Raw genomic sequence first — 14189 nt, forward strand, 5'->3', positions numbered from 1 at the left:
GGCATGAAAGGCCATTTGTCGCTTTTCGTGCTCCTGATTTCGATTGCAGGGTGTGGGCATTCGATCAACAGCAAGCAGCAGGAGTCCGTGAGTAGCCAAGCGCCCGGCACGAGCCGCCCGGCTCCGCCCGAAGTGAAACCGATTTTTCATAACGGGGTGCGGTATGAGCAGGACTTGGAGAGCTTCCGGTACGGAGGAACACAGCCCGGCGGCTATTTGGTCGCGGTCGATCCTGCTACAGGGAAGCGGTTGTGGATGCTGAAGGTGTACGAGGTGCCGGTGCAAGCCGGCGCGCCGTTCCAGCCCGGCCGTTACTTCCGCAGCATGCGGCTGAACCCAATCCGCGGGCAGCTGGAAGTCGAAAGTGAGATGGGAGGGATGTACTTGGTCGACTTGAAATTGCGTAGCTCGACCTGGATATCCGGTCCGGATTCGGTGCATCGCCCTCGACTCGAGAACTAGGTGGCGAGCAGTGAGGTGGGCTTGGGGGAATTGCGAGGCGACGTACTGAATCCAAGGGGGAGGCATTTTCATCCATGAGTCGAATGGGAAAAGTGGTTTCACTTCCCTGTGCAGTGATTGTCTTGTACTTCTTGACGTTCGGGGTAAATGCGATGGGCCGGTTCAGCAGAGTTCTCTTTTCGCAGGTGCATGGCACTGTTCTCAAGGAGGGAAAACCGTTGAGCGGAGTGACCGTGCGGCGCGCATTCAACTGGCGCTGGGGGAAGGAGAAAGGGAAGGACGAGACCATCACCAATAGCGATGGTCAGTTCCACTTTCCCCAGATTGAGCGGGAGTCGATCTCCGCATTCATCCCGCATGAGCCGGTGATAGGTCAGTTTATCTACATCGACCACGAGGGGGAGGAATACGTCGCATGGGAGACGCTCAAGCACGATTACGAAGTCAACGGCGAGCTCGATGGGAAGCCAATGAATCTGGATTGCGAACTGACGCGTGAAAACGGTTTCCATATTCGCGACAGCGTGAACGGCATCTGCAAATTACTTTGACCAGGGACGCGATGGCAACCTACCTGACACCAGGAGTCGCTGCGAAGACTGCAGCCGATGTCTTCAAGTTCAATGATGGTGGCGCTATCGCCTGCGCTGTCTGCGGGGCGGCATTGCAGGCGCGTTCGCGCGAATCCTATCCGGTGTGCCGGCAGGTGGCCTGTCGCATGGTGATCGCCAGAAGGCCTGCGATGGGCGAGCTACTGTTCAAGTCTTTTCTGCAGCGTCACGTGCGTCAGTTAGGCGAGCAGGCCGCATTCAATCGTCGCTCGCAAGAGCGCGCAAGACACGAAGCGCGCGAGAACGATGCCAGCTGGGGGGCGCTGCGCGCGAGTGCTGAGCAAGCGGCCGCGGCTGGGGTCATTAAGGAAGCGGTGCTGGGGTCTGGCCCACACCGCGAAATCAAGCTGTCGCGCCTGCGCCGCAAGCGATATCGCGAGCGCCTGCGTGCGACGATCGCCGCCGCCTTCGCAGCGGGGCCGTTGCCGCCGTCGCAGGACGAAGGCGAGGCGGCGCCATACAGATCGCGCCTCCCGGGTCACATGTGTGCGGCGTGCGGCGGCGGCTGCTGCACGAGCGGCGGCGACCACGCGTACCTCACCGTCGCCACGATCCGGCGATACATGGGACAGCACCCGGACGCCCGGGCGCACGAAGTGCTCGCCGCCTACCAGCAGCGGCTGGCGGCGCGGACCCAGGCGGGGTCTTGCATCCATCACGGCGCAAAAGGCTGCACGCTGCCCCGCGACATGCGCTCCGATATCTGCAACAACTACGCGTGCGATCCATTGCGGGCGCTGGAGACCGCGCAGCGCAGTGACACGCCCGTGCATACCGTATTGGTGGTGCGGCGCAAGCTCGATCAATGGGCGGAGCGAAGGCCGGATCTGGACAACGGCATCGTTGCGCTGGCGGTGCTGACCGAAACCGGGATACGAACGATTTCCCCTATTGCGGAGCAATGAGATGCCACTTCCGATCACCGTGACCCGTGACCAATTTGTCAACGAGACCCGGCGCGGCGGCCCGATGGCCTACATCGGCTGGGACAGCGCCGAGATGGACAACGTGCGCGAGGCGCTGGTGCGCTGTCACGCGGCAATCGGCGCCGTTGCCGAAGCGCGCGCGCGCCAGGAGCTGATTGGCGCGGTGTACACCTGGAAGCAGCGCCACCCGAACGAATTCGCCAAGCGCGACCGGGTCAGCGGCGGGCTGGCGACCAAGCTGTGCGTGGAGTGCGGGCTGGATGATTATCGGCCGCCGCCGTCCCAGTCGGTGCTGATTCACGGTGCGGCGCGGGTGATGCCCCAGCAGCGCCAGGCGCCGCGCGTCACGCCGCTCGATCGCGGCCTTGGCGCCGAAATGACGCGGCTTGCGAAAGCCGGCAGCCGTCCCGCACTGGTCATTATCGACCTGTATGGCGACGACTTCGAAGCTCAGGGCATGAACCTCAAGTTCGGCACAGGTTCGACCGTCGGCGAACATATCGTCCGCCTGATCGACGCCACCCGATTCGACGACCACGAAAGGCCGGCGCACATTCCGGTCTACGTGTGCAGCAAGAACACCACGCCGGTCGGCAAGGAGCTCAATGGCGTGTTCGACAGCGCGCTGTGGGCGGCGCCGACCCTGATTTCAGCAAGCCGCAACAGCGTGCTGACCGATACGCCGCTGCGCGCAAGTCTGGTGGAACGAGGGATCACCCACGTGTTCGTGACGGGCTTCGACGCCAACATGTGCGTGGCTGCGTCGATTTTCGGCACCGGCACGGTGGGGCCGGGATATGAGCCGGGATTCGTCGACTACGGATTCGATGTGGTCACCTCGCGCTTCGTGCTGGCCTCCGGCGACCGGCCGCTGCGCGCGCAGGATGGATGGCCGTATATGGGGCCGCACGTATGAAGACGCCGCTAAACATGTTGGCTGCTTCGATCGGTGCACTAGCTTTCTCAACAATGTTATTGGCTACGGAGGTGAGTGCGATGGGATGGAACAAGATTCTATTTTCGAATGTACGCGGGGTGGTCCTAATTCGAGGGACGCCAGTGAAGGATGCGCTGGTGACGCGATGGTTCGAATTCGGTTTTACGGAGGAATCGAAGACCGACACGGCCACGACGAACAGCAAAGGGGAATTTACCTTCCCTCAGATCAGTAGACGCTCTCTGTTGGCGTCAATCGCTCCCGCGCGCCCCGATGTTCCGCAAAAAATCAGCATCACTCACGGCGGCAAAGAGTACCTGGCCTGGTTCTTCACTAAAAAAAATTATGACGCCAATGGCGAATTGCACGGAAAGCCGATAGATCTGGTTTGCGAACTTACAAACGAACGGATTTATGACGAGAAAACCGACGTAGACGGGATCTGCCGAATTAGATAGTCCAATCGCTTTTAAGACTAAGGAGTTTCGTATGAATACGACGATTGCTTTAGGCGCGGAGCAGGCTGCTCGCATCGCTGACGGTGTTTATTTGCTGCGGCAAGCGAATCGCTGGGATGTCATCAAATCGCGAGGGCAAAAAGGGATCAATGACAGCTTGAAAATCAGCGGACAGTTTTCGATGGAGTCGAGCAATCGATTCGGCGGGAGCAGCGGCGGGAATCTTTCTCGAAGTGAATCAGGATTTGGATATATCGCTGAGGGGGTGGAAGACAGGAAGCATGAGTTGCTCATCGGCATAAGGGGCACCATCACTGGTGCGGACTGGGTGACCGATTTTCAACAAACTTTGCATCGGGGCCCGTCGGGTTTTGCGGTTCATCGCGGATTCCTGCGGACATTCGATTCTTTCGAGCCGGCGCTGCGCGACTACCTTCGGAAGGCGCACAAGAATCCGACCATCGTTCACATCGTTGGGCATAGCCTTGGCGGCGCCTTAGCCACGATCACGGCGGATTATCTGAGAGTCCGCGGCCTGGCTGTGAAGCTGTACACATTTGGTTCGCCGCGGGTTGGCGTTGATAGCTTCAGCGAGCAGCTAAGCAACCAGGTCGGGGCCGAGAACATGTTCAGGGTCAGCAATCAGTCCGATCCAGTAACGATGTTGCCAATCTTCCCGTTCATTCATGTCCCGAATAATTCAGCTCAGTACATGATTCCCAGCTGGGGCGGTGTCAATTTTTGCAATCATTTCCTCGAGCGCTACATTGAAAGTTGTAGTCGGAAAGACTGGAAGAATTTGGAGGCGCGGGTGAACGGTTCTTGGTCAGAACAGGCGATGGCGTGGCTCGAATCGGCGAGCGCGAGCGGAGGCGCGGTTCAAATTTATTCGGCCAAGGCGCTGTGGATGATCATGAAATGCCTGAATCACATCTTGCGAAGTGCGGCTGGGGATACCTATGTTGCGGCAGGCGAGACGATCATGGGTTTCGCCACAGTCGTCGATCACCTGACGATGATTCTCCATCGGGGAATATTGGAATCGCAAAAAATAAAGAATAGCGCCACAAAGTTGATTTCAGTGATCATGAAGTTCCTTGGGCGAAATTTTGTGGCCGGCACTAACTTGACTGTAAGTTTTATCCGCTGGGTCCTCGACCTGCTATTTAGAGCGCTCTCAACAATGGCGTACCAGGCACTACGCCTCGCTAACATGTAAGCGAGGGGATGAGCCATGCCAAGCCAAGTATCCATGGGTGCGACGACCAACTGCACGTTCGGCGCCGCGCCCTCCAAGCTGATCGTCCTGCCGAAGAACCTGGTGCTATGCGAAGGACCGCCAGCCGCCAACATCATGGACCACATCCCGATCGTCAATATCGCGCCATTCGGCATGTGCAGCTCGCTGGCCAATCCGGCGGTCGCCGGCGCCACTGCCGCCGCGATGGGCGTGCTGACCCCAATGCCCTGCCTTCCAGTCACGCCCGCGCCATGGGCGCCGGGAGCGCCGACCGTCCTGATCGCGAACGCGCCCGCGCTCGACAACGTTTCCAAATGCATGTGCAACTGGGGCGGAGTAATCGGTATTACCGAGCCGGCGACGACGAAGTCGATGATCCCCTGATGTCCGCAACACGACACGCCCAAAGCCAGCTTAGAAAGAAGGAAAGCGACAATGCCAATCACCCAAACAAACCGGCAGATTTCAGTGAAGGGGCCGCTGGCGCCGGACGTCCTGCTGTTTCGCAGCATGCGCGGTCACGACCGCCTGTCCGACCTGTCGGAGTATCGCGTCGAACTGCTAAGCGAAAAAAAGGACATCAAGTTTGGCGACGTGCTCGGCAAACCCATGACAATCGAGCTGAAATTGCAGGACGGCGGCGCGCGCGAATTTAACGGCATTGTGGCCGGCTTTTCGAGCACCGGTGGCTTCGGCAAATTCACCAGCTACCACGCGGTGCTCCGGCCATGGCTTTGGTTGTTAAGCCGCTCGTCGGACTGCCGCATCTTTCAGGAAAAGAGTGTTCTCGACATCGTCAAGGATGTCTTCGAAAAGCCGGTGTACGCCGGCCTGCCTGATTTCAATGTGGGCTATTTGGAAAAGACCTACCCGACGCTCGAGTATTGCGTCCAGTACCGCGAGACCGACCTGAATTTCGTGACGCGCCTGCTCGAACACGCCGGCATCTACTTCTATTTCAAGCACGCGAACGGCAAACACACGATGGTGCTGGCCGATTCGTACGGCGCCCATACGCCGGCTGCCGGATACGAATCGATTAAATTTGCCACCGACGGCCGCCGCGACGAATTCGGCGATGAGAGGATCTCCTCATGGGTGACTGCTGGCGAGATCCAGTCCGGCAGCTTCGAAATGAACGACTTCGATTTCGACAAGGCGTCCGCCAGCAGCAGCGGTGCGCTGACCGTCAAATCGAGCATCCCGGCCGCCTTCGACCAGCCCGAATACCAGCAGTACGATTACCCCGGTGGCTACCTGCTGGCCGCCAGCGGCCGTGATATCGCGGGCGCCCGCATGGAATCTTTGCACGGCCAGTGCGAGCAGAATACCGCCAGCAGTAATGCGCGCGGCCTGGTGGCGGGTGCGCTGTTCGGACTGACCGAGCATCCGGTCGAGTCGCTCAATCGCGACTACCTGCTGATCGATGTCGACTATCGCCTCGCTTCCGACGACTACGAGTCCACAGGCGGCTACGGCGCCGACAAGCTGTTCGAATGCTCGTTCCGGGCGATCGGCAAGGAGCATCGTTTCCATCCAATGCGCCGGGTGGCGAAGCCGCACGTGCAGGGCCCGCAGACGGCCATGGTGGTCGGCAAGGCGGGAGAGGAGATCTGGACCGATAAGTACGGGCGGGTGAAGGTGCAGTTCCATTGGGACCGCGTCGGAAAGAGCGACGAAAAGAGCTCGTGCTGGGTGCGCGTGTCGCAAAGCTGGGCCGGCAAAGCCTGGGGCGGCATGTTCGTGCCGCGCATCGGGATGGAGGTGATTGTCGAATTCCTCGAAGGTGATCCCGACCGGCCCCTGATCACCGGCTGCGTCTACAACTCCGATTCGATGCCGCCATACGAGCTGCCCGCGCACCAGACCAGGTCGACGATGAAATCGAATTCGTCGAAGGGCGGCGTTGGCTTCAACGAGATTCGCTTCGAGGACAAGAAAGATGCGGAGGAAATCTTCATCCAGGCGCAGAAGGACTACAACCGCGTCGTCAAGCACGACGACACGCTGAAAGTCGGCTTCCTGGCCGACGAACCTGGCAGCCAGACCATCGAAATCAAGAAAGACCAGAAGCTCGAAGTAGGAAACGACCAGACGGTTCACATCATCAAAAACCAAAAGGAGGATATCGACGGCACCCACGCCATGAAGATCGGGAAGACCAGCGTGATCGAAGCCGCCACGTCGATCGAACTGAAAGTGGGCGGCAGCTCGATCCTGATCGAGCCGGCCAAGATCACGTTGAAATCGACGCAGATCGCCATCGAAGGCAGCGCCACGGTCGAGGTCAAGGGCGCGATGGTGGAGATCAAGGGCACGCCGGTGAAGATCAATTGAACGGCGCGAGACGTCAGCCATGAGCAACGACATCTTGGGCAGCAAGGCCAACCCGGGCTTGAGCGATGGGGGAACACATGCGCCCACGCTGCATCGGCCCGCGGGCGGCTTGTGCACGACCAGTCCTACCGAGACTGAATTGCATCACCATGCGCAGGAAGTGGCGAAGCGGCTGCATCATGCGCTCGATCGGGTGCAGATGGCGGCCAGTTGGGCCGATACCAATGGCGCGGTGGTCGCGCTGCTGGGCGAAAAATCGTTTACCGCCGGAGCCTTGGTCGGAATAGGCGAAAACATCGCCGGCAGTGTCTACGATCTCGGGCGACTCGCGATGGTGCTGGCTATGGCCGACGTGTATGAGAGCAGGCACGCCGAACATTTCTGGCAGCGCTTTATCAAAACCGCTGTCATTACCTTCGCAACACGCGGAATAAACGTGCTCGCGAGTGTGGCGTTTCCGGTTGAATTCGAACGCAGGACCCGCACAGCGTTTGAGCAGCGCGAGATGTTGTCCTCCACTGTGAAATATGCATTCGAGCATCCTGGCGAAGTGTTTTCCAATCTCGGCGACGAAGCCAAGAAATCCTACCAGCAGTTCAAGGACTACAGGGCCAGGCATACACTGGCCGGCGAGTTCCACGCCGGTGTGCTGTTCGGTGCACTTCTGCTCGATGTGCTCATGGTCCTTGATGGCGCCGCGGCGGTCGCCAAGCTTGCCGGGAAAATCCCCGGCCTGCTGGAAGTGTTGAAAGGACTGCGGCGCACGGTGCGTCCGGTGGCGGAAGCGGGCGGGAAGGCTGGTGCCGAAGCAGCCGGCAGGGCCGCCGCCGAGGCGTCGGAAGCGCGGCGCCCAGGGTCCGCGCGCGGCGGCGGTGGCAAGGGGCGCGAGCCGGGGCCGAATGGCGAGCCGGAGAAAGCGCCCGAGGGAAAAGCGCGCAAGGACTGCGCCTGCGCCCTCGCCGGAAAACCGGTGGACGCCATCAACGGCTGCAAGCTCCTGATCGGCGAGATTGACCGCGACTTCAGCTTGCCGGCGCCGCTGGCTCTGGTGTGGCAGCGCAGCTACAGCTCCGACAATCCCGTGGTCGGCTTGCTGGGCCAGGGCTGGAGCCTGCCGATTTCGCTCGCGCTTGAATTTTCCGCCGGCGCGATCACGCTGCTCGACGCCCAGCACCGCGGCATCTCGTTTCCCTTGCTGCGCGTGGGCGAGTCGTTCTACTCGCGCCATGAACAGATCACGCTGTCCCGCATTGACGTGTTCACGTTCGAACTGATCGACAAAGACTCAGACATCAACCGGTTCCTGCTCCCCGATCCGTCATCGACGCGCGCGCGGCTGGTCAGCAAGACTGACCGCAATGGCAACCGCATCGGCATCGATTACGACGCGCGGCAGCTGCCGAGCCGGGTCATCGACAGCGCCGGGCGCACGCTGGTGCTCAGCGTGGACGCGCGGGGCAGGCTCACGGCCGTCATCGACTTGCGCGAGGAGGGCGGGCAACCGGTCGTACTGGTGCATTACGAGTACAACGCCGCGGGCGACTTGGTACAGGTGCGCAACCGCGCCGGCGAAGTCACGCGCGAGTTCGCGTACAAGAACCACATCATGGTCATGCACGCGCAGCCGGGCGGGCTGATATCGGAATACGAATACAACGAATATTTTCCGCATGGCCGGGTGATGCGCAACTTTACCAACACCGGCCAGTCGTGGCGGTTTGTGTACGCCGCGCGCCAGACGCTCGTGACCGACAATCTCGGGCGCAAGGTGTACTACCGTTTCGACGCCGAGCGGCGCTACCTCGGGATGACCAACGCGATGGGCGGCAAGGAGGTGCGCGAGCTGGACGCTTTCGGCAACCTGACCGCACTGACCGACGCCAGCGGAAGAACCGAGCGCTTTCAGTACGATCATCGCAGCCGTGTGACCCGCATCGAGGCGGCCGACGGAGCGGTCACGCGCATCATCTACGATCTGCGCTTCGACAAGCCGGTGAGCGTTACCGATGCGATGGGCGGCGTCACGACGCTGCGCTATGACGGCAATGCCAACCTGACCGACGTGATCGACGCGCTCGGCCAGCGTACGCAATATCGCTACGATGGACGCGGTTTGCCGGTGGAGGTGGTCGATGCGCGCGGGGGAAGCAAGCGGCTCGCATACAACCCGGGCGGCCAGCTGACGGAGCACACCGACTGCTCTGGCCAGAGTACGAAGTTCGAGCACGACGCCGACGGCAACCTGGCGCGCGTGCGCGATGCGCTGGGCAACGTCACGGCCTACGAGTACGACCTCGCTGGCAGGCTGACTGAGGCCCGCTATCCCGATGGCGGCAGTGAAGCGTTCGAATACGATGCGCTCGGACGCCTCACCGCCCACATCGACGCCGCCGGCCACCGGACCCGCTATGCGTTCGATGCGGAAGGGCGCCTGCTCGAACGCACCAATGCGCTGGGCGGCCAGCTCGCCTATCACTACGACGGCGCCAAGCGGCTGGCCGAACTGGTGAACGAGAACGGCGCGGTGTACGCGTTTGCATATGATGCGCTCGACCGGCTGACCCAGGAAACCGGGTTCGACACGCGCACCACCCGATATCGCTATGACCCAGCGGGCTTGCCGCTCGCGAAGACGGAACTCGGAGAGATTGGCCGGCCAGGCAACCCGATCGACACGGTCTACCGTCGTGATGCTGCAGGCCGCCTGAAAGAAAAAGTCGTCACCGCCGGGACCGAGGTGCTGTCCACGCGCTTCCGTTACGACCTGCTGGGACGGCTGACCGAAGGCGCCAACGCCACCGCCACGGTGGAATTGGAGTATGACGCCATTGGCCAGTTGATCGCTGAAACTAGCAGGGCGCCGGCCTGCATGACCCGGCTACGCCATCAGTACGACGTGCTGGGCAACCGGACCCAAACGATCCTGCCGGACGGGCGCGCGCTCAACCATCTGTTCTACGGGTCCGGCCACCTTCATCAGATCAACCTGGACGGAGAGATTGTCAGCGACATCGAACGCGACGCCGCGCACCGGGAGATCCTGCGCACGCAAGGCGCGCTGACCAGCCGGTTCGATTACGACCCGGTGGGGCGCTTGACCGGGCAGGTAACGCGGCTGGATCGGATGCGTGCTGACGCGGGCCTTGCGGGCCAGCGCGACGCGTGGCAGGCGAGTGACGCTGCGCCATTCGAGCAGGCGGACGGACCGGAGCTGATCTCGCGGCGCTACCAGTACGACCGAAGCGGAAACCTGGTCGGGCTGGACGACCAGCGCTTCGGCCGTACCAACTACCGTTATGACGCCATTGGCCGAATCCTGGCGGCGAGCCAGCCCAACCTGGAAGAGACCTTCAGCTTCGACCCGGCCCACAACCTGCTCGACCCGGCGGGCGCGAATGCTGGCGGCCGCGTAGTGGATAACCGCGTCACGGTATACGAGGACAAGCGCTACGCCTACGATACGCACGGCGACCTGGTCGAAAAGAAGATCGGGCGCCATACGCGGATCGCGCTCGAATGGAACGCAGAGCATCAGCTCACGCGCTCCCACGTGACGCGCAACGCGCATGAGGACGTCCAGCTAGTGCAGCATACCGAGTACGGTTACGACCCCTTCGGCCGCCGCATTCTCAAGCACGATGCATTTGGCGAGACGCACTTTGCATGGGATGGCAACCGGTTGCTTTCAGAAACGCGTGGCAGCCATGAGCGCACATACCTATACGCGGGCAGGTCATTCGTGCCGCTAGCACAAGTGGATTCATCCAGAGATGTGCCCCCGTTAGCGCTTGAAGCAGAGATTTTTCACTTCCATGTCGACCACATTGGTACTCCTCGCGAGTTGACCGACGCAGCGGGAAATCTTATATGGACCTCATGCTTCAAAGCGTGGGGAAATGTGCTGATCGCCGATTCGCGCCACTGCAGTTCCAACCCACTCGCGCAATCGCATGCACAGCAGCTGAGGTATCAAGGACAGTACTTCGACCCCGAAACCGGACTGCATTACAATCGATTCCGATATTACGATCCCGACGTCGGTAGATTTGTTGCACAAGACCCTATTGGATTGTGGGGAGGTACAAATATTTATCAGTACGGGCCGAATCCATCCGGCTGGATCGATCCGCTCGGACTAGCGGGTGATCCTGCGACTGCTACGCATATCACCTACGTGGGAATAGACTCTGCCACAGGAAAACCATACGTTGGCTATGCCAGTATGCAAGGCGATCAGCTTGGACTCGAGGTATTGGAGCGTCGTTACTCTAATGATTTCTCACGATTCGCATCACCGCCCGACGTTATTTATCGCGGCTATGGCCAGGACGGCAAAGACATTGCGCGGGGGCTCGAACAACGGACATTTGAGCGATTCGGCGGTCAGGCCGGGACCGCTAATCTTCAAAACCCTGTTGGCGCAGGGAACGCGCGACACGATATATATCTTGATGCAGCCGATGAGCATCTGGCGGCGCAAGCATGTGTTTGTTAGTAAGGAGGCCGGGAAATGGAAGATATTCAGCGAAAAACGGGCGATGTGGTCGTGATTAAGTTGGGCGCCCATCTTTTCACTTTGGCGCAGTTTTTAGCTAGCCCATCCATGCGGTTTTATGATATTTCCAACGCGACAGGTACATGGAAAAACATAGACCTAAATAAGTTCAATCCTCTGTTTAGCGTATTCGTGTCGAGAGAGGTTCTCCAAAATCTGGTTGTTGGAAGAGTTGATCAATCTTCGGTGATGGCGAGTATTGAGTTGGGCGAATCACTTTGGATTAAGCCTCACCTCAATTTTGATGGGGGATTTGCTTTCCGCGGCGGAAATTTGATAGACATCGGACCGGATGGACGAATCGAGACGACCGAGGCGCCTGTAATCAAGGCAGATTTAAGCCTGCCGGAAGATCGTAAACTAATCGAAAAATACGAATTAACTAATATGTGGGGGGCTGAACCATTACGTGAACGCCTCGCCCGATATTTCGAAACGGGCATCAATCGGGACGATCTGAAGTTTGAAGTCTTCCCGGGGTTGTGGAGTGATCGTAAGAAATTGCGACCTCTCACAAGTCGGCTTCCGGTTCCGCTTCGCTAGCAAACGCTGTTTTTTTAAATGGTAGTGGTAGCCATGCCGAGTTTCGGAAATTCCTCTCCATGACGTGGGATGGGGCGTTCTCGAAATTAAATGCAAAAGTCAGGAAAATAATGAGATTGTTATCCAAAAGCGTTAAGCCTGGTAACCTATTCTATATTCCGGCGATGAAAAATAACATTGCGGGTTTCGTCATTTCGCGTTATATCGATCTCGTTCAGCCCAATGTGGGTTACCTTATTGAGGTTTTCGCCAAATTTTACACAGATCCGCCGAAAGCTATCGATGAGATTGACGCAAAACAACGCCTCTTTCGCCCAGTTATGTTCAGCATGTATTTTAGTGAAATACCAAAATGGAAAATATTGTTTAGCGATCCTGAGTACGGCAAAAGCCAGTCAGACTATGCGAATATTACGTTTGCCTTCCACGATGATCTTTGGATCGGCGGTCAGGGCGGAATTCGTCCCGATTCGCCTGAGCAGCTGCGGGACTTCGAAGAGTCAATTTGCTGGCGTACACATCATCTCATATTTAGAGTCAATGCGCATTTGGCGGGCTTGCTGGGTCCGAACGAGCGCTACGATTATCATCGCGTTCCGGCTAAATATCGAATAGATGATCCAGCCGGGATTCAAGAGGTGAGGGCGTTGGCAGCAGAAATCGACGAACGCTCAAAATCGTGGAAATTCAAGGAAACCTAACAACGGACGTTCGACGATTCAAGCGCAAGGAGGGAGTGCGAGCGCACGAATTTTATTTTCAATGGCCAACGCCGGCGGGAAATTTACCTGGAATCAGCGGATGATCGCATCGCGACTCAATCCGGTCGGAGTGACACAAGTGAATGTGGCGTTTCACACGCGCGAAATTCTGAGAATGTCTTTGCATCAGTCCCTGCTGTTCGAAGAAAGAGGAATTTGGGAACGATGAGACCTCAAGTGACATACAAGGGATAATATGTTCTTATTGAAAAATAAATATATATGCGATTTGATATGTTTTTAAATGTTACTTCCTCAGCTGATGCGATTAGGTTTTATGTAGAAGAGTTGGGGCTTTTTCGGGTTGCCATTGATTACGGCATGAAGTCATTTCTATTGTGTGCGACAGAATCGCCTTATGTGTGCTTGAACGTTGGTGAACGACCAATATCAATTAGCGAATATCCGCGTTTCGGGATCCAGGTGGACGATTGTGGCAAGGAATTTCGCCGTCTGAGAGATATTCAGTTTAGCAAGAGCGCGGGCATTGTACCTAGTCGCGAGGCGTATTTGAGGTTAGCGACTTTCCCATTGGGAAAAATTTCTCAATGAAAGATCCGTCTGGTAATCGATTCATACTATTTGAGGATTATATGTCTCGCCTTGACGTCTAGCGCAATCCTCGCAGCGTCCGCGCAATCGAAATGTCGCCGATCCGTTCATGCCATGATCAGTCGAGGTTGTACCGGCACCCTCGCCCGCTGCCGTTGGTCGAGAAGTGAAGATCATTGCGATGTTGGTCAAAGGGAAACAAATATAAATAAGCCGCGCGACAAAATACGCCGGTGAGCGATCGTCCTTCATCAAAAACAAGGTGCGGCCCATGCTTAATTCTATAATTTTGATTCCGGTAAATGATTGGGGCGAAGGTGAGCGATTTTACAAAGACGTAATGCGATTTTCGAAAATTGATGGCCACGATTTTTTTACACCCGGAGGATGTAGCTGTGTCTGCATCAATCTAATAATAGTCAGAGACTTCGACCGAGACGGCTACGGGCTAGTCAGCGGGAGGCCAAGATTCCCCATCTTCAGATACTCTATCCTGAAAGATTTTTTGTCGTATTGCAAGGGGATATCCGAGAGGCGCCACTTTTGATTTTGCCTGCGAAAACCCAGGCGGTTATTTTGCCCGAGTTATCGATCCGTTTGGGAACACGTTTGAAATAATGTGCGATAGTTTTGATGATGCCGACAATACTATAGATCCATTCCAATGGTCGTTTTATCGAAGGTATTAGCGGTCAAGCGAGGGTGTTTCCGGCATGACGGCCGGTTGATCGTTGCATTGCATCCAAACATGTGTCAAATGCGATCGAATTTTATGTGGGGTCAATCTTCACGTCATGGAGCTGGGAT

12 protein-coding genes are annotated in these 14189 nt (G+C 57.9%); all 12 read left to right on the plus strand.

What is annotated here, in order from left to right; translation table 11 throughout:
* Window positions 1–3: 3 nt before the first annotated feature.
* On the plus strand, window positions 4–462 hold the full coding sequence (locus Q4S45_RS22650) for a hypothetical protein (RefSeq protein ID WP_305507802.1): 459 nt from the start codon (window positions 4–6) through the stop codon (window positions 460–462).
* Between the two features lie 83 nt (window positions 463–545).
* Window positions 546–1013 (plus strand): carboxypeptidase-like regulatory domain-containing protein, encoded by a 468-nt coding sequence (locus tag Q4S45_RS22655; RefSeq protein WP_305507804.1) that lies wholly within the window; start codon window positions 546–548, stop codon window positions 1011–1013.
* Window positions 1014–1024: 11 nt separating this feature from the next.
* On the plus strand, window positions 1025–1978 hold the full coding sequence (locus Q4S45_RS22660) for a hypothetical protein (protein WP_305507805.1): 954 nt from the start codon (window positions 1025–1027) through the stop codon (window positions 1976–1978).
* Window position 1979: 1 nt separating this feature from the next.
* The gene (locus Q4S45_RS22665; protein ID WP_305507807.1) at window positions 1980–2915 is read left to right on the plus strand and encodes an isochorismatase family protein; all 936 of its coding nucleotides are present in this window, start codon (window positions 1980–1982) and stop codon (window positions 2913–2915) included.
* Window positions 2912–3394 carry a DUF6795 domain-containing protein gene (locus Q4S45_RS22670; RefSeq protein WP_305507809.1) on the plus strand — a complete coding sequence of 161 codons (483 nt, stop codon included), beginning with the start codon at window positions 2912–2914 and terminating at the stop codon, window positions 3392–3394. The genes Q4S45_RS22665 and Q4S45_RS22670 overlap by 4 nt, the downstream gene beginning before the upstream one ends.
* A 31-nt stretch (window positions 3395–3425) precedes the next feature.
* Entirely contained in the window at window positions 3426–4613 is a 1188-nt protein-coding gene (locus tag Q4S45_RS22675) for a lipase family protein (protein ID WP_305507810.1), read from the plus strand.
* A 15-nt stretch (window positions 4614–4628) separates the two neighbouring features.
* Complete coding sequence (locus tag Q4S45_RS22680) at window positions 4629–5018, plus strand: DUF4280 domain-containing protein (protein WP_305507812.1); 390 nt, start codon at window positions 4629–4631, stop codon at window positions 5016–5018.
* Window positions 5019–5069: 51 nt separating this feature from the next.
* Complete coding sequence (locus Q4S45_RS22685; RefSeq protein ID WP_305507814.1) at window positions 5070–6971, plus strand: type VI secretion system Vgr family protein; 1902 nt, start codon at window positions 5070–5072, stop codon at window positions 6969–6971.
* A 19-nt stretch (window positions 6972–6990) separates the two neighbouring features.
* Window positions 6991–11466 carry an RHS repeat-associated core domain-containing protein gene (locus tag Q4S45_RS22690; RefSeq protein ID WP_305507816.1) on the plus strand — a complete coding sequence of 1492 codons (4476 nt, stop codon included), beginning with the start codon at window positions 6991–6993 and terminating at the stop codon, window positions 11464–11466.
* A 15-nt stretch (window positions 11467–11481) separates the two neighbouring features.
* Window positions 11482–12069: a hypothetical protein gene (locus Q4S45_RS22695; protein WP_305507818.1), complete on the plus strand. Its 588-nt coding sequence runs from the start codon at window positions 11482–11484 to the stop codon at window positions 12067–12069.
* 110 nt (window positions 12070–12179) lie between these two features.
* On the plus strand, window positions 12180–12770 hold the full coding sequence (locus tag Q4S45_RS22700; protein ID WP_305507820.1) for a hypothetical protein: 591 nt from the start codon (window positions 12180–12182) through the stop codon (window positions 12768–12770).
* A 282-nt stretch (window positions 12771–13052) separates the two neighbouring features.
* Window positions 13053–13382: a hypothetical protein gene (locus Q4S45_RS22705; protein WP_305507822.1), complete on the plus strand. Its 330-nt coding sequence runs from the start codon at window positions 13053–13055 to the stop codon at window positions 13380–13382.
* Window positions 13383–14189 lie beyond the last annotated feature (807 nt).

Origin of the sequence: Massilia sp. R2A-15 (assembly GCF_030704305.1) — a bacterium.
Classification (GTDB): domain Bacteria; phylum Pseudomonadota; class Gammaproteobacteria; order Burkholderiales; family Burkholderiaceae_D; genus JAFCUW01.